The following is a 25,679-nucleotide window of genomic DNA, read 5'->3' on the forward strand; positions in this document are numbered from 1 at the left end:
CTGGCGTTGTAGTAGTTAAAAAAATTTGGAATTCAAATGCAAAAACAAAGCGCTCATTCCTATATGTATATTGAAGGGTTGAATTCTGTCTTTTTATGAATAAAAGGAGGGGGTAAACATATGGCGGTGTACCGTAATGTGCAGGTGAACTTTTGGCAAGATGAATTCATATTAGATTTAACGCCAGAGGAGCGTTATTTTTACATATATTTGTTAACTGGTACGAAAACGAAGCAATGTGGAATTTACGTATTACCGAAGCGTGTGGCAGAACTGGAAACAGGCTACAGTATGGAAACTGTTGAGAAGCTGTTAAATAGATTTGTTGCATATGGAAAGATTTTATACGATGCGGAAACGAAAGAGTTATACATACTAAAATGGCTACAATATAACCCTATTTTAAATACGAATGTAGAAAAGTGTGTGTTACGGGAATTAAAGACTGTGAAAAATAAAGAGTTCATACATACGTTTTTACGTACATGTCTTGAAGAAGAATGGAAGATTCCATTGTTATTGCAGCATTTTGGTATGCCGGCAGAAGAGGATAATAGTAGTTTACAAGAAGTTGTTGAGGAGAAGGAAGAAGAGATAGAAGAGACAGAAGAGGGTACGTCGCATAGTGAAGTTTATAAGTTTTACAAACAAAATATAAGTAGTCTATCTCCATATATCGTGAAGGAATTAAAAGAGTGGATACAAAAAGTTTCAGGAAAGACAGTAATAGAGGCGCTTAAAATTGCATTTGAACATAATAAGCGAACGCTCGCTTATGTGAAGGGAATTTTGAGGAATTGGTGTAAGAAAGGGCGAGTAGATTTCATTGAAAGAAAGGAAGGCGTACATAAGAGAGCGGTATGTAGTTTGTATGATCCATAGTATGAGAAAGTATGGGTTTTTCAACTTTTCTAAAAGGTGCTTCCTTAAATAGAAGCGAATAGTTTCAGGAAGGAGGGGTTATATGTGGAAGTCGTTATAAAGAAGAAACGAACTAGGGGTAAGAGAATTTTTATTTGGTCTAGTAGTGTCGTTCTTTTGTTAGTTATTTGTACAGTGATTTTTTTGAACATATATACGCTTAGTTCTGTGCCAAAGATAGATGGAACGATAAAGATAGAGGATTTACAACATGCTGTTCAGGTAAAGCGGGATAGTAAAGGGGTACCGCATATTAAAGCGGAAAATGCACATGATTTATATTTTTCGCAAGGGTATGTACAAGCGCAAGATCGTTTGTTTCAAATGGATTTAAGTAGAAGGCAAGCTTCTGGGATGTTGAGTGAAGTTGTAGGGGAAGCAGCTGTTGATCGAGATAAGTTGTTTCGAACGCTCGGTTTACGGCGAGCAGCCGAAGCATCTGTTAGTCAATATGATGGAGAAGCGAAGTATGCCCTGCAGTCATTTGCTGATGGGGTGAACGCTTTTATACGCGAGGCAAAAGAGGAAAAGAAATTGCCAGTTGAGTTTACTGTATTAGGTTATGAGCCTGCTGAATGGTCAATCGTGGATTCTTTGACGATTGGAAAGTATATGGCGTTTGATTTAGGAGGACATTGGCACGGACAGGCGTTTCGATATTGGGCGCTGAAAAATCTACCGAAAGAGCAAGCAAATGAGCTATTTCCTACATATCCGAAAGATGCGCCTAGATTGTTAGCTGAACTGAAAAATACAAATGTGGACGTAGCGCAAAGTTTTGCAAAAACGATCATTCCGCCAGAGTTTAACGGTAGCAATAATTGGGTCATAAGTGGTGAGAAGAGTGCATCTGGTAAGCCGATTTTAGCAGACGATCCTCATTTATCTCTTGCGACACCTTCTATTTGGTATCAATCAAAACTTGAAATGAAAGATTTACATGTGAGTGGCGTTATTTTCGCTGGAGTACCAGGCGTTATATTAGGACACAATGACAAAATAGCATGGGGCGTTACGAATACAGGTCCTGATGTGCAAGATTTATATATTGAGAAGCGAAATCCTAATAATGAAAATGAATTTCTGTATAACGATAAGTGGGAAAAAGCTACCGTTGTTGATGAATCTATTAAAGTAAAAGGCGGGAAAACAATTCCGTATAACGTTACGGTTACGAGGCATGGGCCAGTTATTTCAGAGTTTGCGGATAAAGGGAAAGAGAAAACGAAAACAGTATTCGCTTTGAAATGGACTGCTTTGGAACCGTCCGCTGAATTAAAGGCTGTATTAAATATGAATAAGGCGAAAGATTGGAATGAGTTTGAAACTGCACTTCAAGATTTTCATACACCAACTCAAAACTTTGTGTTTGCATCAAACGACGGCACAATTGCGTATAAAGCGAATGGAAATATACCAGTGCGTAAAAAAGGAGATGGTAGTTTACCAGTGCCGGGATGGACAGATGAATATGAATGGGAAGGGTATATCCCGTTTGATCAGCTTCCAAAAGTAATAAATCCAAAACAAGGGTTTATTTCAACTGCGAATAATAAAATTGTTGATGATAATTATCCGTACCATATTAGTAATACGTGGGCGCAGCCATATAGGCAAATGCGTATTCAAGAGTTTTTACAAGAGAAAGAAAAGTATACGGTGAAAGATTTAGAAGATTTACAGATGGATCAAAAAAATTTATATGGGAAAGAGTTTGCTCCTATATTTTTAAAAGAGTTAAATAAAGCATCTTTAAATGAAGTAGAGAAAGAAGGCGTAAAACAATTAACAAAGTGGAATTTTTACGATAGTAAAGATGAAGCGGCACCATTACTATTCCATTTGTTAATGAAAGAGATTTCGAATACGTTATTTTCAAAAGAAATACCGAAAGATGTGATGGAGTTATTTGAAGGGAAGTCACAAGTTGTTGATGAATTGATTCGAAAAGAAGTAGCGGGAGAAAACGGCGCTTGGTTTATGAAGTACGGAGGCTTCACGAAAGTTGTGCATACTTCGTACGAGAATGTAATGAAGAAACTACAGAAGGAATATGGACTGAATGTTGCGGAGTGGAAGTGGGGCGATTACCATCAACTGGCGTTCACACATCCAATTTCAAAATCATCTAGTATGCTAGCACTACTTGCATTTAATCGTGAAAAACCAATTCCAATCGGCGGAAGCCAAGTTACCGTTCAAGCAGCGAGTTACGGAGATAACGGTATTGTAAACCATGGAGCGTCTTGGCGATTCGTGATTGATACGAAAGATATGTCAAACGGTTATCATATCGTAGGACCAGGACAATCGGGACATTTTAGAAGTGATTGGTACCATGATCAAATAGATGATTGGGTAAATGGAACGTATCATACGACTACACTGAATACGGAGGGGATAGAGGGGAAGGTGTTAACTTTACAGCCGAAATAATGTTAGAAGAGGCTCTTACTATAGGTAAGGGTCTCTTTTTCGTTATGTGACAAAATTTGACAAAATATTCTGTAGAACTTTGTTATAATTTTTTTTGGAATATTTTGTTTAAGGTTTTACAGCAATAGGGATACATGTATTCTAAATTAAAGGGTTTTATAGGGGGATAAATACAAGAATGAACGACATGGAGAAATATCGAGAGAAAATTAAAGTGATTTCTTTTGATAGAGAAAAAAATCAAATGGTTGAAGTGGAAGAGAGTAAAATAACTTTTGATGATGTTGGCGGAATGGAAGATATTAAAAAGAAAATCAATATGGACTTTATTATGCCGATTAAGAATCCGGAGTATTTTCAGGCTTTTGGTAAGAAAGTAGGAGGCAGTTTATTATTTTATGGGCCACCTGGATGTGGTAAGACATTTTTAGCGCGAGCAGTTGCAGGCGAGATAAATGCTAATTTTATTCATTTAGAGCTGCAAGCAATACTCTCGATGTGGTCAGGAGAAGCAGAGAAAAATTTACATGAAGTGTTCGAAGAGGCAAGAAAAACAAAGCCTTGTATTTTATTTATAGATGAATTAGACGCATATGGCGGGAATAGACAGAAGATGGGGGCTCATCATCAAAGAACGTTAGTTAATCAATTGCTAGTGGAGATGGACGGAAGCAATTCTTTTAATGAGGGTGTGTATATAATTGGGGCAACAAATACACCATGGTATATTGATCCAGCGTTACGACGACCAGGCCGTTTTAATTCACTTGTTTTTGTGGCACCACCAAATAACGAGGAAAGATTGACAATACTAGAGTTGAAAACAAAGGATAAACCGAGAATGGAATTGCAGTTAGATTTTGTTTCGAAGTATGCAGAGCATTTTTCAGGGGCAGATTTAACATATTTAGTGGAAGACGCTATTAATGAAGCTATTCAGCGTTCATTTGAAACGGGACAGTTACAACCCTTATCCAATGAAGATTTATTAAAAGCAATGAAAAAAAGGCAACCGACAACTTTAGACTGGTTCTCAACCGCAAAAAATTATGCAACGTTTAGTGATGTAAATAAAGATTTTGACAAAGTATTAGAGTATATGGAAGAACACCAATTGAAATAAATGATATTAGATTGGAGGGAAAGGAATAGATGGAAGAGCAACTTAGGAGAATCTCGCACTTATTGAAACTTGGTGATGTTGAGCTTGCAAAAGAAGAAGCGGAATGGATGATTAAAGAAGATCCAGAAGATGCTACTGGTTATATTTGTTTAAGTCATGTGTACTACTTTGGTTTTCGTCAAATTGATGAAGCGAGTAAATATTTAGAAGAAGCACTAAAAATAGATCACTTAGATGAAAATGTTTTGTTAACAGCGTTAGATATTTTTTATGCGCAAGAAAATTTTGAGAGATTAAAAGAGATAGCAGAAATAGGGATAAAAAATTATCCGGAAGAAGGCGTATATTACTTTTATGTGGGCGAGGCAAAAATACATACCGAATCGCTAAATAAAGGTATTACTTACTATAACAAAGCGATAGAGTTAGAACCTGAAAATGATATGTATGTAGGAAGATATGCTTTTATTCTTTTGAGTTATTATCCGAAACGAATAGAAGAGGGTATAAAGGCGGAAAAACGTGCTTTAGAGCTGAATCCGGAAAATGTAACAAATCTAGTCTCTTTTGCAAATGTAGCAAGAGAAAAAGGGAATTTTAAAAAAGCAAGAATGCTAGCTGAAACTGCAATACGATTAGAGCCGAATCATGAAGGTGCCTACAAAATTTATAGAGATACAATCGGAACGAAAAATAAGTATTGTGCTTTTATGGCAAGTTTTACGTATACATTTTGGAATGCTTTTTCTAAGTTTTGTAAAATATTTTCGTTTGCAAGTAAGAGGAATCTTAAATTGCATTATATTTTAGTTATTTTAAGCCTTTTAGGTTGGATAATCCTCCCTGTATATTTAACAGGTTGGTATGCCGGTTCCGTGTATATAGTTATTTTTATGATGTATAGCATTTCATCTATTATAAAAGGACGGATTCATAAAGAAGTAGGATTAGGAACCCCCTTTGATGCTGAATACAATGTGAAAAGAAATAAAATCATTCGAAATCGTGAAATTTCCAATATGGAGAGTACAGTTAAAAAAGAAGAGGCTACTACTATTCCGACTGCGAAACTATCAAAAGAGGAACTGGAAGCACAATTAGAAGGGTTTTGGAGTAAAGGAACTGTGTATGAGGGGCAGCAAGAGGTTGCTGCGGCAGTGAAAGAGCCAGCTTTATCATCAGCTGAACATAAAAAGATTCAATCCTATTCAGATATTGAATCACCTAAATATAATAAATGGTATATTTGTTTAATTATCGTTTTATCGATATCCTTTATATTTAAAGTTGGGAAATTGTATAGCTTAAATAATACAAATGCGACGCATACGACACCGAAAATTAGCCAAGAAACGAAGGGTATTATTGTGGAGCAACAAGATAAAGCGCTCAAAGATACAAAAGAATCATTCGATAAGTTAGAAGTAGTAACTGTATTATACGTATTAAGAAAAGGTGATTGGAATGGAAGTACAATTGAGGGAGCTATAGAGAAAAGTTATGTACCGGTTATGTTAGAAAAAGTAGGACAGCCAGCCGGGGAGAAGTTAAAAAAAGCAACTCCTATGAAAATATATAAAGAAGATACAAGAACGTATGCATTACTTCAAAATGGAGATAGCTCTTTTATTATTGAAATAACGTCAAGAAAGTTAACTCATATTTATGGTGAGAGCTGGAATAATGCGCAAGAAGAGATGCAAAAATATGAAGAGTTACTTGGGAAAATAGAGTCACAAGGTGTTGAAGCAGGGGGGATTTAGCATGAGTATTAAAGTTGTAAGGACAACAGGAATGATGGGAGGAGCAGCAAGAGTCGCTGTAAAGGTAGATAATGAAGTAGTAATGAAACTTGAAAATAACGAAGAATATACGCTTCCTTGCGAGTTAGATGAAGCAAATATAAAAGTGAAACAATTCTTTTTTGGAAGTAAAGAAAAGAAAGTAAAGGATGGCGATGTAGTAGAAATTAAGATAAATAGTATTGCCATGCTATTACTGATGGTGTCAATGATGGCTGTTTTATTTGGTTCGTCAATTGGTATAAATATTGTTGTTTTTGGTGTTATAGGAGCATTAGTTACGTTAATATATGGATTGAATAACTGGTTTAGTTTAGAAGTTAAATAAGTATGGTATCTGTTTTTGTATTAATTCATTTCATTTACTATATACGAAGTGTAATTATTTTTAAGAGGGAATGGGGAGGATCATTATGAAGAAAATGATTATAGCATCTAGTTTGGCGTTAATAGTAGGTTTGACAAGTGGTTGTAGTAGTGAGAAAACGAATGTTACAAAACCAGTATCTGTACAAAAAGAAAAAGAATTAGTAGCGAAAGATATTTTTAAAAAAGCAGGTGATAAATTAAAACAAGAGGAATTTCTCACATTAACGTCTCTTATGTCAATGAAGGGGAACAGCCAATCAGAAGAGATTAAAATGAACATTCAAATGGAGCCGAAACGAAAGAATTCTAGAGCAGAAATGAAAATAAGTGGAACAGATATTATAACGTACGAAGTAGATGGAAAGGTCGCTGTTCAAGTGAAAGATCCTAATACAGGAGAGTTAGTTACGATACCAAATGATCAATTTAATGTTGATGACGTAATGGTAAGTAAAAATTTACTTAATGAGTTAGATTTACCGGAAGCTTTAGCTAAAAAAATGAAAGCAAAGAAGGATGGAGATACATATAAACTTACACTTGACTTAAAGGGGAAAGAAGCAGTAGATACATTACAGAAAATTAATGGAGATATGAAAAAATTAACGGAAGGATTTAATATGGATGCGTTAACTGTTGAATATATCATAACAAAAGATTATAAATTTGAAGAGATGCGCACAGCTATAAAACTGAGTGAACGTAATACAGATAAGAAATCTAGTGAGGATAAAGAAAAATTGGATACAGTTGTGAGCATAAAAATTGATTCATATGATAAATTTGATCCAATTAAGTTACCTGAAGGAAGTCAATAAATTCAATCATATAAGGGAAAAAAAGGAGCGGAAATACGCTCCTTTTTTATTTACCTTACTATTTTTAGGAGGTTAGTATGAATAAGGGTTGAATAAAGGATGAATAGCATTTTTATGGATGAAAATCCCCCCTTTTTTTTATGGAATATATGTGAAACATTGTATAGAATAAGCAAGAATGCCAAAAATTATAGGGGGAAAGTTGTGAAGAAAAATAAGAGTTTAATAAGTTTTTTAGGAGTGTTTATTATGTTGCTTTCTTTTTGTTTTCAAGTAAATGTACAGGCAGATGTAAATACTGTTCAATCTGGAAAAATAAAATCAGGAAACGTAACGGTATGGGAAGTTGGAAATGTGGAGAAAGTGTTAGCTGATGTAGAGCGCTTAAATTTAAATACAGTAAATGTACCGATTCAGGTAGATATTCCGAACGTGACTTCTACGAACATGGTAATTAATCAAGAGCAAAAGCAACAGGCGATTATTTTAATTCAAGAATTATTAAAGCGTAATATTCAAGTTATTGTGGAACCGTTCCCATATATTCAGCAAGGAAATGTTGGGGAAACGGAATGGAATCCAAGTAATATTAATGATTTCTTCTGGAATTGGAAAACGGTAATTCTACAAGACATCTTTCATTCCATTACAAGTAAATACAATGTGTACGGGCTCAAGATTGCTTCTAATTTCGTTAATATGGAATATGCAGAAGGATATTGGAGCGATACGATTGATTTCGTCCGCCAGCAGTATAAAGGAAATATTTTGTATCAAATGAATTGGTGGTTAACAGCAAATTGGGATCCATCTCATGAAGCGAAGTTTGTAGAGAAAATAAACCGTCCGTATTTAAAGAAGGTAGACATTGTTAGTATCGATAGTTGGTTTGAAGTTTCAGGAAATAGAAATCCAACATACGAAGAAGTGAAGAAAAGTTTATATGCGACGACAGTATATAATCGTGGGCAAAACGTTGTTCAGCAATTGGAACAATTACATAAAGCAACAGGAAAGCCAGTTTATTTTGGTGGGTTTAACGTTCCAGCGCGTGAACTTGGACTACAAAATCCGTGGAATCCAGATGTTTCAAATGTGTTTTCAAAAGACGTACAATTAAACGGATGGCGCGCTTACCGTGATGTATTAGAACCGAAACCGTATTTTAAAGGTTTTTCAATTTGGTTTATTGGCTCTAATGATAGTACACATGCGTATCAAATACATAGTAAAGAAGCCGAAACGGTTATTAATGGCTGGTACCAAAAATAATTTTTATTAAATAGGTAAGTTTTGAATTTCACCACATATATTTCTAGTGAAAGGCCTTTCACCATCTTATCACCTAGGGGGCAATCATAATGAAATTTTTGTCTTACCTTACAGTAATTTTGGTGATTCTTGGCGGTTTGAATTGGTTATTTGTGGCGTTAGATTACAATGTAGTTGAGAAATGGTTTGGTTCTATGCCGGCGCTTGTGGACACTATTTATTGGCTCTTTGGTCTTTCTGCTATTTATCAAATTTTTGATCGGTTCTTTACGAACAATTAGCTATTATTCTTTTATTACTAGAGTGTTAAGTACGATTATGTACTTAACACTTTTTTGTATGTTTGTGAAAAAAGTATTTGCACATGCAAGCGATTCCATTGCTTCTTGCGCCGTAATAATAGAAAACAAATTGACCGTATATTATATTTCGGGTTATAATTCAGAAAGTTTAAAAAATAATAAGAATGAGAAAGAGGGAGGTTATTAGGGTGATGGAGAGAGTATATAATTTTTCAGCTGGACCATCTATACTCCCTTTGCCAGTTTTAGAGAAAGTGCAAAAGGAGCTTGTAAATTATAACGGGACAGGCATGTCTATTATGGAAATGAGTCATCGATCTTCTTATTTTCAAAGTATTATTGATGAAGCGAGTAGCCTAATTCGTGAATTAATGAACATTCCTAATGAGTATGAGGTATTGTTTTTACAAGGCGGTGCGTCATTACAATTCTCTATGATACCGTTAAATGTAATGAATACGTATAAAAAAGCAGGATACGTATTGACTGGCTCATGGTCTAAGAAGGCGATGCAAGAAGCTGAAAAAGTAGGAGAAGTGCAAGTGATTGCTTCTTCTGAAAATGAGAAGTTTACGACAATTCCTAAACTGGATGGTTTACGAAGCGATGAAAACCTAGATTATGTACATATTACAACGAACAATACAATTGAGGGGACGAAATATGTGGACATTCCACATGTAGATAAAGTACCGCTCGTTGCGGATATGTCCTCAAATATTTTATCAGAACAATATGATGTTTCGAAGTTTGGTCTTATATATGCGGGAGCGCAAAAGAATTTAGGGCCAGCGGGCTTAACGATTGCGATTATAAAAAGAGATTTAATTGGAGGAGCAGATCGCTCTTGTCCTACAATGTTAAACTATGAAACTTACAGCAAAAATAACTCCTTATATAATACACCGCCATCCTTTAGTATTTACGTAACGAAACTTGTACTAGAGTGGCTAAAAGAGCAGGGCGGGGTATCTGCGATTGAAGAACAGAATAGAATGAAATCTTCACTTCTTTACAATTTCTTAGATGAATCAAAATTGTTTACTTCACCAGTTGATCCTACGTATCGATCACTTATGAATATTCCGTTTACAACACCGTCAGAAGAGCTGAACAATGAGTTTTTACAAAAAGCGAAAGAACGCGGTCTTGTTACGCTAAAAGGACATCGCTCAGTCGGTGGTATGCGCGCTAGTATTTACAATGCGATGCCAGCACACGGCGTACAGCAATTAGTAAATTATATGAAAGAATTTGAGCTTGAGAATAGATAGGGAGATGGGGATATGTTTCGTGTTCAAACGTTAAATCAAATTGCAGAAAAAGGTTTGCAAGTGCTTAGCGGAGAGCGCTATGAAGTAGGGGAGAGAATGGACCACCCAGACGGTATTTTACTTCGCAGCTATTCTTTACATCAAGAAGAGTTTTCAAAAGATTTAAAGGCGATTGCCAGAGCTGGTGCTGGTGTAAATAATATTCCTGTAGATCGCTGTACAGAAAAAGGGATTGTAGTATTTAACACACCAGGGGCTAATGCCAATGCAGTAAAGGAACTTATTATTGCCAGCCTTATTATGTCTTCACGTAACATTATTAATGGAGTAAGCTGGACGAAAAATTTAGAAGGTGAAGAAGTACCTCAGCTTGTTGAAACAGGGAAAAAACAATTTGTTGGATCTGAAATTGCGGGGAAACGTCTAGGGGTTATTGGTCTTGGCGCAATTGGTGCTTTAGTTGCGAACGATGCGTTAGCTTTAGGAATGGACGTTGTTGGATACGATCCTTACATCTCAGTTGAAACAGCTTGGCGTCTTTCTACACATGTGCAAAGAGCATTTAGTTTAGATGAAATTTTCGCAACGTGTGATTATATTACACTGCATATTCCGCTTACGAATCAAACGAAGGGGATTATTGGTGAACACGCTATCGGGACGATGAAAAAGGGAATGCGTCTATTCAATTTCTCTAGAGGAGAACTTGTAGATGAAAAGGTTCTTCAAAAAGCGTTAGAAGAAGATATTATTACACATTACGTAACGGATTTCCCGAATGAAAATGTGATAAAGATGAAAAATGTAACAGCGACGCCACACCTTGGTGCATCTACGTCTGAATCGGAAGAAAATTGTGCAGTCATGGCAGCGCGTCAATTACGTGAATATTTAGAGACAGGAAATATTCGTAATTCAGTCAACTATCCAAACGTCGAACTGCCGTATATCGGAAAAAAACGAATTACGATTATGCATCAAAACGTTCCGAACATGGTAGGACAAATTACAGGATGTTTAGCAGAACATCATATTAATATTGCGGATATGATTAATCGTAGTAAACATTCTTGGGCGTACACGATGATTGATATTGATAACGGAATTGATGATATAATAAAAGAGAACATTGTGGAAAATATAAGCAAAATTACAGGTGTTGTAGCCGTTCGAATGATTGTGTAAAGGAGAGAGGGAAACTTGGCAAAAATCCGACCGTTTCGGGCCATTCGTCCAGTAGAAGAAAAAGCAGCACAAGTTGCAGCTTTACCGTATGACGTATTAAATAGTGAAGAAGCAAAAGAGGTTGTAAAAGGAAATCCGTATTCTTTCTTACACGTTGATAAAGCAGAAATTGATTTAGACCCGGCACTTTCACCGTATGATGATCGTGTATATGAAAAAGCGGGTGAAAATTTAAATCAATTTATACGAGAAGAAGTGTTCATTCAAGATGAAGAGCCAGCGCTATACATTTATGAATTGACGATGCAAGGAAGAACGCAGTCAGGTCTTGTCGTTTGTACATCTATTGATGAGTATGAAGATGATACAATTAAAAAACATGAAAGAACGCGTCATGAAAAAGAACTAGATCGCATTCGTCACGTAGATGTGTGTGACGCAAATACAGGTCCTATCTTTTTAACGTATCGTACAAAAGAAGAAGTGAAACGTTTCATTGCCAGCTGGAAAGAAGAACATGCGCCAATCTATACATTTACAGCAGAAGACGGCGTTAGGCATGTTGCTTGGAAAATAGCTGATGAAGAAGTAATTGCAAGTTTAGTAAACTTATTTGAAGATATTCCTAACTTGTATATTGCAGACGGACATCACCGCTCTGCCTCAGCGGCAAAAGTAGGGCTAATGCGAAGAGAACAATATCCAAATTACACAGGAGAAGAGGAGTTTAATTTCTTCTTATCGGTTTTATTCCCTCACGATGAATTATCCATTTGGGACTATAACCGAGTTGTAAAAGACTTAAACGGCTTATCAGAAGATCAGTTTTTAAAGCAAATCACGCAATACTTTTATGTAGAAGAAGCAGCTGTTTCTCCGTATAAACCAAATGAGCCAAAAACTTTTGGAATGTATGTAAATGAGAAGTGGTATAAGCTTACAGTGAAAGAGGAAACGTTTGATGCGAACGATCTTGTGAAAGGATTAGATGTATCTATCCTGCAAGATCATTTATTAAGCCAAGTACTTGAAATACACGATCCGCGATCTGATTCACGCATCGATTTTGTCGGAGGAATCCGCGGATTAGAAGAACTAGAACACCTTGTAAATAGCGGTGAATATAAAGCAGCGTTTTCATTATATCCGACATCAATGGAAGCTTTATTAGCAATCGCAGACGCCGGAGAAGTTATGCCACCAAAATCAACGTGGTTTGAACCGAAACTGCGTAGTGGGTTGTTTGTACATTCTTTAAAGTAAATATAGACTTCTTTAGATTGAAAAACCGAAATGATTATAGTTTCGGTTTTTCTTATGTTAAAAGTGTTTTTGAGGAGGGGTATAGATGAAATTGCAAGTAGGCGAAAAAATCACCTTTGAGCGAACTTTTACGAAAGAGGATGTTGTTTTATTTACGGAAGTATCTAAAGATGAAGGTGTTCATCATGTTACTCCAGATGAGCAGGGGAGATTTGTTGTACAAGGGCTGTTAACATCAACGCTGCCTACAAAAATTGGCGGTGATTATAACGTACTAGCTAGCAAGATGGATTTTGAATTTTTACGTCCTGTTTTTAGCGGTGATACAATTCGTTGTGACGTAACCATTGAACAATTTGAGCCCGATGAAAAAAATCGAACAAAAATTATTGCGATGTTTACTTGTATAAATCAAATTGAAAAAGAAGTAATGAAGGGGAGTTTTTCTGGGATTATTCTTTAGTTAGTAGGAAAAGTAATGAATAAGTGGGGGCTTCATGCCTCTCAGACTTAGAGTTTTAATTCCTCTCAGAACGAAAATTTTATGTAATATACTCTGTTCTTTTCTTAACTATTAGGAAATAGTTGAATAAGCTCGTCAACAAAAAGGACATTCCTAGTATTACAAGAAATGTCCTTTCCGCTAAAATGTAAGGTATTTTGTTAAAATTCAAACTCTAAAATTAGTTTACTAGTTTGACCTGTAAACTGATAATGATAGGATCCTCTCAGATTTTCTAAGTTACCAGTAGCTTTAATAATTGTTCCTGGGGAATCTAGATTTCCTTTATCAAATATTCCTTGCTCTATAGCTGTAAATGTCCCTTGTTGCCCCTTATAAATTCCTTCAAAGTGTAAAAATCCAGAAATTTTAGCAGTAGCCAAGTGACCATCATTTATATTTGAGTCTAAATAATATAATAAGTATTCAACAAAAGCTTTTCCTTTTAATTCACCATCAATATCATATTCAACATGAGCGATATTAATAGGGAAATCTTTTCTAGTATCATCGATTAGTTTTTCATCCCATTTACTTACTGTAAATGTTACTTCCATACACGTAATCTCCCTCCAATTAGATACTTATTTAAAGTTCCCCTTTATTCCACGCCACTCTCTAAAATAGAGAAAGACCCATTTTCACAATCAATTTCTGCCATTGCACCGTAAGGTAAAATAAACTTCGGTTCAGTATGGCCAAAATTTAAATTATAAAGAATCGGCAAATCTTCTAAATGATGTTCCTTCATAACTGTAAGTATTTCATGTTTATATTCTTCATAATATGTTTCGTCTTTCGGTTTACCGAAGATGATCCCTTTTGCTTTTTGCAGAATGCCTTGCGCTGCGTAATTTCGTAACCAATACTTTATATAACTTGGTTCTGGATGATCTTCAGAAGTTTCAAAGAAGAGAATACTATTCTCCCAATGTTTTTTCTCAGGCCAAAGTTCCGTTCCTTTTGCAAATTCCAATACTTCTATACAACCACCAATTAAGCGCCCTTGTACAGTAGTAGAGCCTTGAAGTAGCTCATATCCACTGTTTTGCTGCATTGTACGTCTTGTATCCTTATTTATCTCTATCCATTCTAAACGCTCACTCGTCCATTCATGAGCTGATTGAATCTCGCCAATCGTTTCATTTGAAAAGAGAGTTCGATTTACCATTTCAATTGTATATGGATCCATCTCTACATTTTCGGCAAAATCGGTTAAAATGGCTGGACCGTAAAAAGAGGAAATTCCTGCTTTATGACAAAACAAGTGTGAAACGGTAACGTCAGAGTATCCCATGAAAATTTTTGGATTTTCACGGATTACATTAAAATCTATATAGGGAAGTAAGCGAATGCTATCTTCACCGCCAATATTCGCAATAATTGCTTTCACGCGCGTATCTTTAAATGCTGTCATTAAATCTTCCGCACGAGCCTCTGGGTTGTTATAAAGGTATTCGCTACCTTTTAAACTATTTGGCATGGGAATAACCGTAAGACCAAAAACTTCTTCTAATCTTTTTACTCCTTGCTCATATCGCCATCTTATTTCAGAATCACCTGCACCGCCCCATGAAGGGCTTACTGTCGCCACGATATCTCCTGCTTGTAACCTCTTTGGTTTTATTAACATGTTAACTCCGCTCCTACATAATGTAATGGACTACGATTATACAAACTGTATCATTGAAAAAACATGATGCATGACATTAGTTTCTGCATCATCCATCCGTTTACCTGCTGGTATTCAAGAATTCAGTCTTAGTGTTGAGTTGCATTTGAAAATTACAGTATGCAACATTGCATGAGAAAGAGGGTTGCTATTTTCTGCAATCTGTAACTGTAATGATTATAAGTTGGTCGTATTCAATCCAAAAAATAAAATCATCATGAATGGAAAGGGTACAGTTTTTCCTGAACAAGAAAGCTATCGCCTTTAGGCACTTGGGATGAAAGTGAGATTGGATACGGAGTGTCACTAAAAATCGCAACGTTCGTAGTACTTTAAGTGTCTGAGGTATAGGTAGTTTCTTCGGTTTTTTTGTTGGGATTTTTAGGGGAGTATTCTTTAATTATTAGATAGAGAGGTAAAATAAAAATACACCTAATTACTAGGTGTATTTTTTAGACTTGAAAACCACATAACATCGAATAGTTTTCTTGTAAACATATAGGAACGTAATCTAAATTGTTTTTAATTTTGTTAACTTACCAACCTGTACCATGCTCAGAATTAGCAGGAGCGCCGCCAGTATTGCCATGAGATTCAACTTTTGGAGCAGGGAAATGTGCATGCCCTTCTTGTTTAGGAGCCCCACCAGTGTCACCGATGTTTAATGCAGGAGCGCCGCCAGTATGGCCCTCAGAAAAAGAAGGAGCTGGTGGAGACGGGAAGTGAGTATGTCCAGCTTGATTTGTGAAACCTGCGTTTAAGCCAAATGCAGCAATACCCGTAAATGCAATACCTAAAGCGATTTTACCAATTGTTTTTTTCATTTCTTTAACCCTCTTTCATTTGATTTTTTTGCTATTGTACTATTAAAGAAGTATAAACTTGCTTTTTCATGTTGTTGTTTGTTATAAAACGCAAGAGCTAGTTTTTCAAGATACTCAGAAACATAGATATATAAAGATTCTTTATTGAAGTATTCAATTCCTTCTAAAACAATCGGTTCAATTTTGTCTAATTCAGTTTGATTCGTAAAAGCTTCTAATATAGCAAAGTGATGTTTGTGCTCTTCATTACCAAGTTCAGAAATAAGTTGTTTCCCTATTTTAATGTAGTGGTTTGCTTTGTCGATAAGTCCTAATTTTTCATGTTCTTGTGCAAGTAAGAATATAGCTTTGTAGTGAGATGGGATTTTTTCAACAACTTGTGTCAAGTGACGAATCGCTTCTTCAGAAAGATTCTGACTAGCATATAGATGACCTAGATTACCGCGCACATACAGTTGTAATGATTCTTCATTTAATTTTTGGAGAATATCTAACGCTTTGTTATAGCTTTCCTCAGCTTGTTCAAAATGTCCTACGTCTACATAAGAAGCACCAAGTACACTTAAACAGGATGAAATATTTCTTTCACATCCGTGTTGCGTTTCAAAAAATTCTAATGCTTTAGAAGCATTTACAATCGCAAAACTTGGTTGTTGTTGGTGACAATGATAAGCAGCGTATCGGTAATAGAAATCAGCTTGTTCAATTTGACTGTGTCCGGATAAAAGTGCTTGTGCTTTTAAGAAATATTCTTCTGCTTCTTGATAATGATTAATTGCTGCAAAATGAATCGCTTTATAATAATGATATAGATAAGATAAATGTTTATCTTCTGGTTTTTCCTGGTCTTCTATGATTTGAAAACTATCTTTCGTGATTGATAGTCCATCTGTCAGAGCTGTATGTCGGAACTGGAGTAATGCGTAATATAAGTGATAAAGTGGAAATGTTTCTGTGTCTTTCAAAAGCATTTCTTCATGTTCTTTTTTAGCTTCTTGAAACTGAATTTGTGCTTCCTTAACGTTTTGCGTTAAGATTGCATGGTACCAAGCTTCTAAATGTTTTGTTGTATAAGTATGTCCCGTTAATGAAATGTTCATATTAGCCCCCTTGTATATTTTTCTATATAATTGTAACTATAATGGTAACATATTAAAAAGTAATTATATGGAATTTTTTCTTGATAAACAATATTCTGAATTTTCAAAGCTTGTAAAACCTGTCAATCCTTGTGTTTTTATGAAGAAAAGGACACAATTGACTATAGAATCTTAATACAATGATGTCACATACACAATGCTAAAATAAAAGTTGAGAAAGTAGGCATGAGGTGTGAATAGGGTAAGAAGGTAAAAATCCTAGCTACAGTAGCTAGGATTTTTGTGTTAAATAGTCTCACCGTGAGCTTCTTGTTTAGGAGTAGGGAAATGTTCGTGCCCTTCAAGCTTCGGAGCAGGAGTATCCCCATGAGCATCTAATTTTGGAGCAGGAAAATCGCCATGTCCTTCAAGTTTCGGAGCAGGAGTATCAGCATGGCTCTCAAGTTTCGGAGTCGGCGTATCACCAACATTTAAAGCAGGAGCGCCAGTATTACCATGCGCTTCTAACGTAGGAGCAAAGAAGTCAGCGTGACTCTCTTGTTTAGGAGCCATTCCTTCTCCATGAGTATTTGTATAAGAAGGAGCGCCACCGTCGCCTCTATTATAAGAAGGGGCCCAAGTGTCGCCATGTGAATCTAATTTCGAGCTTAAATCAGCATGTGTCTCTAGTTTAGGAGCAGGGAAATCACCATGTCCCTCAAGCTTAGGAGCAAAGAAGTCAGCGTGACTCTCTTGTTTAGGAGCCATTCCTTCTCCATGAGTATTTGTATAAGAAGGAGCCCAAGTGTCCCCTTTATTGTATGATGAAATAGGAGGTCTGCCATGATCATAAGAAGGAGCGCCACCGTGGTCCCCATGGCTTTCTAATTTCGGAGCAAAAGTTTCACCGTGCTCAGCTTTTACAACGCCGCCATCCCCAATATTTACACCAAAAAGACCGAAGCTAAATACCGATAAACCTACAACAGCTGTACTAATTTTTCTTTTCAATCTATATCTCTCCTTTTGTTATGTTTTTTCATTTTGTCTAAACATGGTAGATAAAATGAAATGAATCGTAAAAAATTACCAATTATATTACGATATACGAATAATTCTGTGTAATATTTTGTAAAACCTCCTTGAAATTTGAATTTTATGAAAATAAAATTCGACATGGTTCATTTTTCAATTCGTTGAATAGATTTTGATTGAGTTTTTATAAAGCTATTCGTTAACCTTAGGACCGAAAGTAGTTCTTAATTTCTTTATACCGTGGTCATAAGGTTATTTTAGCTTTGAATTAAATTAAAGCCCTCTTGCTGTATATTTAAAAAGTACAGTATGCAACATTGCATAAGAAAGATGGTTGCTATTTCGTATAACCTGTAACTATAATAGTTACAGGTTGGTCGTATCCAATCAAAAATAAAATCATCATGAATGGAGATGTTTCATAATGGGTATGAAAAAATTAATTTTAGCAGGTGCTTTAGGGATCGCAGCATTATCAGGAACAAATTTACCAGGACTAGAAGTAACAAAAGCGAGTGCGGCTTCTATTGAGTCGAATTTCTCGACGTTAGAAGGACGAGTAATAGAAGTAGATAACGGTGTAATTGTTGTAAAATCTAAGCAATATGAGGAGCCTGTAAGTGTGTATATAGATACCCTTTCAAATGTGAAAGTAGGGGATGAGGTTAAAGCTACTGGATCTATGATGCGTAATTTTACAGAATATATGGTTGCAACTGCAGTTGAAAATACAACAAACAAGTTGGGCATGCATATGAAAGAAGACGGTTCTCCTGATTATGTAATTGGTGAAGTATCAAAAATAGGAACGATGGAAGATGAGGGAGATGGTGCTACTACATATGTTGTAGTTGAGTATCCATCACTAAACGGGAAAAAAGATATTATTGATGTTTTCTTAACGAAGGGACAAGTATTTCATACAGGTGAGAAAGTAAAAATTGATATGAAGTATGTAGGATGGGGCGGAAGTTCTATTAACTGGAACACAACGGACAACATTGAAAAGGTTCATGAGGTAAAGAGCAACGCTGAAAATAATGATGATGTTTGGATTTGGTCTTAATTAGACTTCTGTAAATAACAAATGTATCATGCAGTATCCATCAAATGATCATGTGTATGATTATTTGATGGGTACTTTTTTGTTTTGTATTTTATTGAGAATAAGGGATTTCCGATTTGAATATGATGTTTAAATCGGAGCGAATTTAAAAAATACAATAATGAAAGAGGTGTTTATATATGGAGCGAGATGAGAATTATTTACGAGCTAAAAAAAGGGTGGAGAATTTAAAAGCGTTTTATATTCATTTAACGGTGTATATACTAGTTAACTTAATGCTTTTTTTCATAAATATAAGCTCTGATTCAAGTAAATTATGGTTTTTATATCCACTTGGAGGTTGGGGGATCGGTATCGTTATACATGGTTTGACAACTTTTCCAGTTGGGATATTCGGAAAAGAGTGGGAAGAACGAAAGATTAAAGAATATATGGAGAAAGATAAGTAAATTTATTTCTGGAATGTATGAATATAAATCTCTGGGATCAAATGTTTGATGCGAAGTCTATTCTATAGCTTCGCCTGTTTGCTTTGTATTCGAAGTTTGTGCGAGTGAGTGTTCATATTCATTTTTTTAGCATCAACTGCATGTGAAATCAAAACTTTACTTGTGGTACATAATAAATACAGTTGTTTTACTTTTTAAATTACATGTGGATATAGGATAAAGTTGTTTTATCATCCTATATTAAAATAAAAATAAACCACTGTTCGATTTGAATATTCCACGATATAATAGTGAGAGTTTATGACAGAATAAATATTTACATAAGAAGTGAGGTACTGTATGAAAAAAAGAACGACAGACATTATTTTTATTATTATCGGTGCATTTCTTTTTGCGTTAGGTGTCAATTTGTTTGTTATTCCGAACGAGTTTGGTGAGGGCGGGGTAACAGGTATCACGATTATTACGTACTATTTATTTGAGTGGTCACCAGGCTTAGTTAACTTAATTTTAAATGCGATATTGTTAATAGCTGGTTATAAATTTTTGAATAAGATCACAACAATTTATACGATCATCGCTGTAGTTACGAACTCGCTATTTCTTCATTTAACAGAAGGATGGACGATTGCTTCTGATGAAATGCTCGTAAATGCCATTTTCGGTGGAATATTTATCGGATGCGGGATTGGTCTTATTATTCGCGTTGGCGGAACAACAGCAGGTACTACTATCTTAGCAAGGATGACGCATAAATATTTAGGATGGAGCATTAGCTATGGTTTACTGTTCTTCGATTTAATTGTTGCGTTTTCATCTTATTTCATCATTGGTGCAGAAAAACTGATGATAACAATTATTATGCTATATGTAGCAACGAAAGTGATGGAGTTTGTAATTGAAGGTTTAAATCCGAAGAAAGCCATTACGATTATTTCTGATAACCCGAATGAAATTGCCGGGAAGGTAACTACCTTAATGGGCAGAGGGGTTACTGTGTACTCAGGTCATGGCTATTACACGAAAACTCCGAAGGAAATTCTTTATGTTGTTATTAATAAGCAAGAAGTAGTGAAGCTAAAACGGATTGTTCAAACTACAGATCCGGCTGCGTTCATCGCTATACACGATGTTCGTGACGTATTTGGAGAAGGATTCGTTGATATTTCTAAAGCATAGAAATTACTTTTCATTAAAATAATCTTAATACTAAAACGTAAGAATCTATTTTGAATAATCTTTTTTCAAAATAGATTCTTTTTATTTATCTTAAAATGTTGGTTTGTTTTTCTTTTTCTTGCAAAAAATCCAATTGTTTCTTAAGGTAAGGATGTAGAAGGATGAACGAGAGAGGGTTTAATGAAGATGATACATATTTTATTAGCTGATGATGATAAGCATATTAGAGAGTTACTACATTACCATTTACAAAAAGAGGGGTTTAAAGTTTTTGAAGCGGAAGATGGGAAGGTAGCGCAAGAAGTATTAGAGAAGGAAAACATTCATCTTGCGATAGTAGACATTATGATGCCGTTCGTTGATGGCTATACGTTATGTGAAGAAATTCGTAAGTATCATGATATCCCTGTTATTTTATTAACAGCAAAGGATCAGTTAGTCGATAAAGAAAAAGGATTCATTTCTGGTACGGACGATTATATTGTAAAGCCATTTGAACCAGCTGAAGTCATTTTCCGTATGAAAGCACTATTGCGTCGTTATCAAATGCTGAGTGCTGACATTATTACACTTCACGGAACGACAATTGATCGTAAAGGTGTTGAAGTGAAGTGTAACGGTCAAACGATTTTACTTCCGTTAAAGGAATTTGAGTTATTATCACAACTTGCTAGTTATCCTGGAAGAACATTTTCAAGAGAAGAATTAATTGAATTAGTATGGGGAATGGATTTTGAAGGAGATGAACGAACAGTTGATGTTCATGTGAAGAGACTACGAGATCGTTTCTCAAAACGAACAGACGATTTTCACATTACAACGGTGCGCGGACTCGGTTATAAGTTGGAGTTGAAATAAAATGAAATCACTATACTCTAGATTTGTATTTATGACGGTTGGGATTATGCTTCTTAGTAGTATTATCGGTTTTTTATTAACAAATGTGTACTATCAAGTGAAGTTAAAACCGTATAACAGTGAAAAGATTTTAAAGTACGCTGAGGAAGTTAAATCGTTATATGAAAAGCAAAGTGAAGAAAATAAAGAGACGTATTTACATTCTATTGCGAAATTAGGATATGAAATTTATATTGTCGATGATCAAAAGAATGGAAAGCGTATCGGAAATGCGTTTCGTAAGACGTCTATTAGCGACGATACAGTTCATAAAGTATTACAAGGGGAAACGTTTAATGGTGTTTCCACATATCCAACGCGCTTATTTATTACAGGATTTTTCGATAATGAATTAATAAATAGTGTCGGTGTACCAGTGCAACACGGTGATAAGCAGTACGCTTTATTTATTCGTCCCGACATTCAGAACCAATTTGGCGAGATGCGAATTTTCTTAGCGGTATTACTTGGATTTATCGTACTATTAAGTATTATCTTTATTGCGATTGCAGCAGGTTACATCGTTCGTCCCATTCGTAAATTTACGAAGGCTACGCAAAAAATTGCGAGTGGTAAATATGAAATTGAATTAGATGTAAAACGAAAAGATGAAATTGGTACGTTATCTACAAGCTTCCAGAAGATGACGAAGAGTATAAAAGAATTAGATGAAATGAGACAAGAATTTGTTTCGAACGTCTCGCATGAATTTCAATCGCCACTTTCTTCTATACAAGGTTTTTCGAAAACATTGCAATCAGAAAAGATGAGTGAAGAAGAAAGAAATCATTACTTACGAATTATTGAGGGTGAAAGTAAGCGAATGTCTAGTTTATGTAAACAGTTACTTACGCTCGCTTCTTTAGATAAAGAAGAGAAAGTATTACAAATAAAAGAATTCAATTTGCAGAAGCAAATTAAAGACGTCATTTTTATGCTCGAATGGAAATGGCGGGAAAAAGATATCGCTGTGGAATTTGATGTGCCGGACATTACAATACAAGGTGATGAAAACTTACTTCATCAAGTATGGAGCAATATTTTTACGAATAGCATTAAGTTTTCAAATGATGCTGGAACGATTGAATTTGTTGTAGAAGAATTAGAATCAAGTGTGATGATCTCTATATCAGATAACGGAATCGGTATGGAGCAAGAAGAAATGGATCGTATTTTTGAACGTTTTTACAAAGTAGATACAGCAAGAGCAAGAAACGTAGAAGGTAGTGGTTTAGGATTATCGATTGTGCAGAAGATTGTGGAACTGCATAATGGAAATGTTTCAGTGTATAGTACGAAAGGGGAAGGGACGACCGTTCAGGTTGAGCTTCCGAAATAGATGGAAGAGGCTGCTTCGGAAGGGCCTCTTTTTTTTGGTTTCTAGTATACGTGTAAAGTGAAAAAATGTGAGTCATTTTCATTACATAATCGGACGAGTTTGTGGAGTGAGCTCAGGAGGAAGTTTATTTAAACATGTAGAATCTCTACAGAGTTATAAGGATTTCATTGAGACTTTAACTATTTAGGGAGGAAATTACTTTGAAACGAATTGACTTGTTATTAAACGTACTAGATTCAACATTCGATAAAGAGAGTTGGTATGCACCGTTTAAACATGCTATAGAAGGACTTACAGCCGAACAGGCTATGTGGAAACCATCTGGTGAGGCAACGAATACCATTTGGGAGAACGTTAATCATCTCATTTATTACAAAGAGAGGCTTGCTGCAAAATTGGAAGGCCATGAATGGACACATAATCTTGACGGTAATGACACTTTTTATCTTACTAAGCAATCTAATGATGACACAGAATGGAAGGAAGTCGTTGAACGTTCTGAAAATGCTCAGCGTAATTTAAGGCAGGTATTAAGTGCAATTTCCGAAAAAGAGCTGGAACAAAATTCATTAGAGGGGAAATTACTAGACATCATGCTTCATGATGCTTATCATACAGGCCAAATTATTCAATTAAGGAAAATGCAGGGGTCTTGGCCATCAAATCGATAATTGAACGTTTTAGTTGGTGCTATTGTTATATTTTTAGTGAAGGATTTTTCATTCAAAATTAAATAATTATAACCCCGTCCCCAATTTAGAACGGGGTTAAATTTGTTCCTGCTATAAAGCCGTACCTTTCCCGCGCTCTACTTTAAACCGAACCCCAAAAGTATCCGCTGTAATTTCATCAGCTTTCGGCAATGCTCGTAATTTTGGATGAAGCAGCCATACGAGAGAAATAAAGAAAATACCGATGCTAGCGAGTGCGAAAATGAGTTGGCTACTAAATACATTTGCGGTGTATCCGCCAATTAAGGAACCGAACGGCATAGCAATTTTGCCCATACTTCCTATGACTGTATTGATGCGTCCGATATATTGATTTGGGATTACAATTTGACTAATTGTCGCGAATAATATGTTGGTCGCACCAATTGGAATCCAAGCTAGGCCGAATAAGAAAATAGATAGCCATTGAAACGGTACAATGGTAGAGAGAAACCAAAAGATAGCGCCAGTCGCAAAGCCAATAATAGAGACGTGGCCAACATTGCGTTTACCAACCCATGAACTGAATAATGCTCCAATTAAACTGCCGGCTGATATAGCGGCTAAGAAGAAGCCATATGATTTCACGCCTCCTAAAGAATCAGCGAAAGAAGGGAGTATCGCCATCGTCATACCAATTGAAAAATTAGCGACTACTGAACCGATTAAGAATACGCCTATTAATGAACGGAAGACGATCGAAAAACCTTCTTTTAAATCAGAGAAATATTGTTTAGTTGAAAGTGATGTATTGGTTTCTACTTGCTTTGGCATTTTCAATGAAAAGAACAAAAGGGCAGTAATTGCGAATGTAAAAGAGTCGATTACGTATAAAGTGATAGCGCCAAGTAGTGCTACTAATATGCCAGAAAGCGTCGTGCAAATTAAATCAATGCCTTGATACGCAAATGAAAAGAGTGAATTTCCTTTTAATAATTGTGTTTTATGCAGTAGAAGTGGTAAAGCTTTTGATTGTGCGGGATAGGCGAATTGTTCGATAAAGGCTACGATGGGCATAATAATCAGTAGTAGTTGAACTGTTAATAGATCGAAGTAGTGTGTAATAGGAATGATTAAAATAAGAATGCATTGCAGAACTTGTGTGATGACGAGGGTGTTTTTGATTGACCATCTATCAACGAATGGACCGGTAAGAAATTGAAGTGTAGAAGGTAATAACGTAAGAAAACCAGCTAATCCAGAATAAAAAGGATTACCACTCAGCTTGTATACGAGCCACATCGCGGCTACATAATACAAGCTATCTCCTATGTTTGTAAAAATTCTCCCTAAAAATAATAAGAGGAAATTCCGGTTTTTTAATATGTCCATTTAATCTACTCCTTTATAAAAAAATTATTCGGTAGAATAAATTTGACCGTTAGTGTAAAAAAAATCGTATTACGATTTTTCTTCTTTTTTCACAAAGCGCTGCATCGCTCGTTCATCGATTTGTAGTGCAGTAGTAGAAATGTAATAAGATTTACTATTTGGATCTTTATCTGCGTCTTTTGCAATCTCATTTAATTCAGCCATTAATTCATGAAACTTTTTCACCCATACTTGAAATTGTTCTGGCGTTGCATCAAACTCCCAGCAAGACGAAACGTAATTCCACTCAGCGGGATCTTCGCTTACTTTTCGTAATGTAAAAGCTTCTTCTGGTGCAGCGAGAATATGGCTTTTCGTTCTTTCTGTCATTTGTAAAAAGATTTGGCGACCTGATTCACTTAATATTTCTAAATGAGGTAATAGTTCAGCAGCAGGGGTAAAACCTCTAGCGACAGATTGATAAAACTTTTGAACGATGCCATTCTTTTCTTCTGTATAAACAATTTCTATAAAACCATTCTTCTCTAATTCTTTTAAATGATAATGAATTTTAGCCCTTGAAATGCCGAATTTTTCAGATAGTAGTTGTCCTGTATAAGGTCGTTCGCATAGACGCATCATCATTTCGACACGTAGTGGATCGCTTATTGCTTTTAGTTGGCTATAAGTAGTTAGTGTTAACATGGGCTTCAAAATGATCAACTCCTCAAATAAAATTACTCGGTCAATATTATTTGACTGAATTGTATCAAGGATTCAAATTATTTTCAATACTTTCTGAAAATTTAATCTTATCCTCTGTAATCTTCTGTTCATATTCCGTTCATATT

The 25,679-nt window shown here is 35.5% G+C and carries 25 protein-coding genes; 18 read left to right on the forward strand and 7 right to left on the reverse strand.

Going from position 1 to position 25,679, the window contains the following annotated elements:
* The first annotated feature begins 120 nt into the window (after positions 1–120).
* The 12 genes from QEP67_RS11545 (at position 121) to QEP67_RS11600 (ending at position 13,228) form a co-directional block, all read left to right on the forward strand.
* Entirely contained in the window at positions 121–882 is a 762-nt protein-coding gene (locus QEP67_RS11545) for a DnaD domain protein (protein WP_000312117.1), read from the forward strand.
* Positions 883–966: 84 nt separating this feature from the next.
* Positions 967–3,357 (forward strand): penicillin acylase family protein, encoded by a 2,391-nt coding sequence (locus QEP67_RS11550; RefSeq protein WP_064469097.1) that lies wholly within the window; start codon positions 967–969, stop codon positions 3,355–3,357.
* A 178-nt stretch (positions 3,358–3,535) separates the two neighbouring features.
* Entirely contained in the window at positions 3,536–4,480 is a 945-nt protein-coding gene (locus QEP67_RS11555; RefSeq protein ID WP_044443441.1) for an ATP-binding protein, read from the forward strand.
* 29 nt (positions 4,481–4,509) lie between these two features.
* A complete protein-coding gene (locus QEP67_RS11560) occupies positions 4,510–6,243 on the forward strand; it encodes a hypothetical protein (protein WP_064459882.1) in 1,734 nt (577 codons plus the stop codon).
* Between the two features lies 1 nt (position 6,244).
* Positions 6,245–6,610: a hypothetical protein gene (locus QEP67_RS11565; protein WP_064459881.1), complete on the forward strand. Its 366-nt coding sequence runs from the start codon at positions 6,245–6,247 to the stop codon at positions 6,608–6,610.
* Positions 6,611–6,695: 85 nt separating this feature from the next.
* Positions 6,696–7,469 carry a DUF6612 family protein gene (locus tag QEP67_RS11570; protein WP_016087181.1) on the forward strand — a complete coding sequence of 258 codons (774 nt, stop codon included), beginning with the start codon at positions 6,696–6,698 and terminating at the stop codon, positions 7,467–7,469.
* 204 nt (positions 7,470–7,673) lie between these two features.
* Positions 7,674–8,741 (forward strand): hypothetical protein, encoded by a 1,068-nt coding sequence (locus QEP67_RS11575; RefSeq protein ID WP_151035478.1) that lies wholly within the window; start codon positions 7,674–7,676, stop codon positions 8,739–8,741.
* 89 nt (positions 8,742–8,830) lie between these two features.
* On the forward strand, positions 8,831–9,022 hold the full coding sequence (locus QEP67_RS11580; protein ID WP_000670802.1) for a DUF378 domain-containing protein: 192 nt from the start codon (positions 8,831–8,833) through the stop codon (positions 9,020–9,022).
* 212 nt (positions 9,023–9,234) lie between these two features.
* Positions 9,235–10,317 carry a 3-phosphoserine/phosphohydroxythreonine transaminase gene (gene serC, locus QEP67_RS11585; protein WP_048566309.1) on the forward strand — a complete coding sequence of 361 codons (1,083 nt, stop codon included), beginning with the start codon at positions 9,235–9,237 and terminating at the stop codon, positions 10,315–10,317.
* Between the two features lie 12 nt (positions 10,318–10,329).
* Positions 10,330–11,502: a 3-phosphoglycerate dehydrogenase family protein gene (locus QEP67_RS11590; RefSeq protein ID WP_048566071.1), complete on the forward strand. Its 1,173-nt coding sequence runs from the start codon at positions 10,330–10,332 to the stop codon at positions 11,500–11,502.
* A 15-nt stretch (positions 11,503–11,517) separates the two neighbouring features.
* Positions 11,518–12,765: a DUF1015 family protein gene (locus QEP67_RS11595; protein WP_064459879.1), complete on the forward strand. Its 1,248-nt coding sequence runs from the start codon at positions 11,518–11,520 to the stop codon at positions 12,763–12,765.
* 85 nt (positions 12,766–12,850) lie between these two features.
* The gene (locus QEP67_RS11600) at positions 12,851–13,228 is read left to right on the forward strand and encodes an enoyl-CoA hydratase (protein ID WP_151035477.1); all 378 of its coding nucleotides are present in this window, start codon (positions 12,851–12,853) and stop codon (positions 13,226–13,228) included.
* 200 nt (positions 13,229–13,428) lie between these two features.
* Here the strand turns inward: QEP67_RS11600 and QEP67_RS11605 are convergent, their stop codons facing one another.
* From QEP67_RS11605 to QEP67_RS11625, 5 genes are all read right to left on the reverse strand, one after another.
* Complete coding sequence (locus QEP67_RS11605; protein WP_000454078.1) at positions 13,429–13,824, reverse strand: DUF3224 domain-containing protein; 396 nt, start codon at positions 13,822–13,824, stop codon at positions 13,429–13,431.
* Positions 13,825–13,868: 44 nt separating this feature from the next.
* Complete coding sequence (locus QEP67_RS11610; protein ID WP_151035476.1) at positions 13,869–14,900, reverse strand: S66 peptidase family protein; 1,032 nt, start codon at positions 14,898–14,900, stop codon at positions 13,869–13,871.
* Between the two features lie 575 nt (positions 14,901–15,475).
* Entirely contained in the window at positions 15,476–15,763 is a 288-nt protein-coding gene (locus QEP67_RS11615) for a hypothetical protein (RefSeq protein ID WP_000750944.1), read from the reverse strand.
* Positions 15,760–16,863 (reverse strand): tetratricopeptide repeat protein, encoded by a 1,104-nt coding sequence (locus QEP67_RS11620; protein ID WP_074650850.1) that lies wholly within the window; start codon positions 16,861–16,863, stop codon positions 15,760–15,762. Before QEP67_RS11620 ends, QEP67_RS11615 begins: the two co-directional genes overlap by 4 nt.
* Before the next feature lie 285 nt (positions 16,864–17,148).
* On the reverse strand, positions 17,149–17,853 hold the full coding sequence (locus tag QEP67_RS11625; RefSeq protein WP_074650849.1) for a hypothetical protein: 705 nt from the start codon (positions 17,851–17,853) through the stop codon (positions 17,149–17,151).
* Between the two features lie 448 nt (positions 17,854–18,301).
* On the opposite strand from QEP67_RS11625, the gene QEP67_RS11630 reads away from it, so the two are divergent.
* The 6 genes from QEP67_RS11630 to QEP67_RS11655 all read left to right on the forward strand — a co-directional run bounded on the left by QEP67_RS11630 (position 18,302) and on the right by QEP67_RS11655 (position 23,478).
* The gene (locus tag QEP67_RS11630; RefSeq protein ID WP_000525521.1) at positions 18,302–18,943 is read left to right on the forward strand and encodes a F0F1 ATP synthase subunit alpha; all 642 of its coding nucleotides are present in this window, start codon (positions 18,302–18,304) and stop codon (positions 18,941–18,943) included.
* Between the two features lie 179 nt (positions 18,944–19,122).
* Positions 19,123–19,392, forward strand: a complete 270-nt coding sequence (locus QEP67_RS11635) for a 2TM domain-containing protein (RefSeq protein WP_000438995.1) — start codon at positions 19,123–19,125, stop codon at positions 19,390–19,392.
* Positions 19,393–19,731: 339 nt separating this feature from the next.
* On the forward strand, positions 19,732–20,571 hold the full coding sequence (locus tag QEP67_RS11640; protein ID WP_000747488.1) for a YitT family protein: 840 nt from the start codon (positions 19,732–19,734) through the stop codon (positions 20,569–20,571).
* A gap of 180 nt (positions 20,572–20,751) precedes the next feature.
* Positions 20,752–21,429 carry a response regulator gene (locus QEP67_RS11645; protein ID WP_000781965.1) on the forward strand — a complete coding sequence of 226 codons (678 nt, stop codon included), beginning with the start codon at positions 20,752–20,754 and terminating at the stop codon, positions 21,427–21,429.
* 1 nt (position 21,430) lies between these two features.
* A complete protein-coding gene (locus tag QEP67_RS11650) occupies positions 21,431–22,807 on the forward strand; it encodes a HAMP domain-containing sensor histidine kinase (protein WP_000839488.1) in 1,377 nt (458 codons plus the stop codon).
* A gap of 200 nt (positions 22,808–23,007) precedes the next feature.
* On the forward strand, positions 23,008–23,478 hold the full coding sequence (locus tag QEP67_RS11655) for a DinB family protein (protein ID WP_000821003.1): 471 nt from the start codon (positions 23,008–23,010) through the stop codon (positions 23,476–23,478).
* A 111-nt stretch (positions 23,479–23,589) separates the two neighbouring features.
* On the opposite strand, the gene QEP67_RS11660 is transcribed toward QEP67_RS11655, so the two are convergent.
* Together QEP67_RS11660 and QEP67_RS11665 are read right to left on the reverse strand one after the other, a co-directional pair.
* Positions 23,590–24,849 carry an MFS transporter gene (locus tag QEP67_RS11660; protein WP_048566078.1) on the reverse strand — a complete coding sequence of 420 codons (1,260 nt, stop codon included), beginning with the start codon at positions 24,847–24,849 and terminating at the stop codon, positions 23,590–23,592.
* Between the two features lie 69 nt (positions 24,850–24,918).
* Positions 24,919–25,542, reverse strand: coding sequence for a winged helix-turn-helix domain-containing protein (locus QEP67_RS11665; protein ID WP_000803873.1), 624 nt, complete (start codon positions 25,540–25,542; stop codon positions 24,919–24,921).
* Positions 25,543–25,679 lie beyond the last annotated feature (137 nt).

It is taken from the genome of Bacillus cereus group sp. MS39, assembly GCF_040448665.1.
Taxonomy (GTDB): Bacteria; Bacillota; Bacilli; order Bacillales; family Bacillaceae_G; genus Bacillus_A; species Bacillus_A wiedmannii.

What these genes read in the sequence shown, in the direction of transcription:
- QEP67_RS11545 (WP_000312117.1), top strand. Translation starts at nt 121, where the DNA reads ATGGCGGTGTACCGTAATGTGCAGGTGAACTTTTGGCAAGATGAATTC.
- QEP67_RS11555 (WP_044443441.1), top strand. Translation starts at nt 3,536, where the DNA reads ATGAACGACATGGAGAAATATCGAGAGAAAATTAAAGTGATTTCTTTT.
- QEP67_RS11560 (WP_064459882.1), top strand. Translation starts at nt 4,510, where the DNA reads ATGGAAGAGCAACTTAGGAGAATCTCGCACTTATTGAAACTTGGTGAT.
- QEP67_RS11565 (WP_064459881.1), top strand. Translation starts at nt 6,245, where the DNA reads ATGAGTATTAAAGTTGTAAGGACAACAGGAATGATGGGAGGAGCAGCA.
- QEP67_RS11570 (WP_016087181.1), top strand. Translation starts at nt 6,696, where the DNA reads ATGAAGAAAATGATTATAGCATCTAGTTTGGCGTTAATAGTAGGTTTG.
- QEP67_RS11580 (WP_000670802.1), top strand. Translation starts at nt 8,831, where the DNA reads ATGAAATTTTTGTCTTACCTTACAGTAATTTTGGTGATTCTTGGCGGT.
- serC (WP_048566309.1), top strand. Translation starts at nt 9,235, where the DNA reads ATGGAGAGAGTATATAATTTTTCAGCTGGACCATCTATACTCCCTTTG.
- QEP67_RS11590 (WP_048566071.1), top strand. Translation starts at nt 10,330, where the DNA reads ATGTTTCGTGTTCAAACGTTAAATCAAATTGCAGAAAAAGGTTTGCAA.
- QEP67_RS11600 (WP_151035477.1), top strand. Translation starts at nt 12,851, where the DNA reads ATGAAATTGCAAGTAGGCGAAAAAATCACCTTTGAGCGAACTTTTACG.
- QEP67_RS11605 (WP_000454078.1), bottom strand. Translation starts at nt 13,824, where the DNA reads ATGGAAGTAACATTTACAGTAAGTAAATGGGATGAAAAACTAATCGAT.
- QEP67_RS11610 (WP_151035476.1), bottom strand. Translation starts at nt 14,900, where the DNA reads ATGTTAATAAAACCAAAGAGGTTACAAGCAGGAGATATCGTGGCGACA.
- QEP67_RS11615 (WP_000750944.1), bottom strand. Translation starts at nt 15,763, where the DNA reads ATGAAAAAAACAATTGGTAAAATCGCTTTAGGTATTGCATTTACGGGT.
- QEP67_RS11620 (WP_074650850.1), bottom strand. Translation starts at nt 16,863, where the DNA reads ATGAACATTTCATTAACGGGACATACTTATACAACAAAACATTTAGAA.
- QEP67_RS11630 (WP_000525521.1), top strand. Translation starts at nt 18,302, where the DNA reads ATGGGTATGAAAAAATTAATTTTAGCAGGTGCTTTAGGGATCGCAGCA.
- QEP67_RS11635 (WP_000438995.1), top strand. Translation starts at nt 19,123, where the DNA reads ATGGAGCGAGATGAGAATTATTTACGAGCTAAAAAAAGGGTGGAGAAT.
- QEP67_RS11640 (WP_000747488.1), top strand. Translation starts at nt 19,732, where the DNA reads ATGAAAAAAAGAACGACAGACATTATTTTTATTATTATCGGTGCATTT.
- QEP67_RS11645 (WP_000781965.1), top strand. Translation starts at nt 20,752, where the DNA reads ATGAAGATGATACATATTTTATTAGCTGATGATGATAAGCATATTAGA.
- QEP67_RS11650 (WP_000839488.1), top strand. Translation starts at nt 21,431, where the DNA reads ATGAAATCACTATACTCTAGATTTGTATTTATGACGGTTGGGATTATG.
- QEP67_RS11660 (WP_048566078.1), bottom strand. Translation starts at nt 24,849, where the DNA reads ATGGACATATTAAAAAACCGGAATTTCCTCTTATTATTTTTAGGGAGA.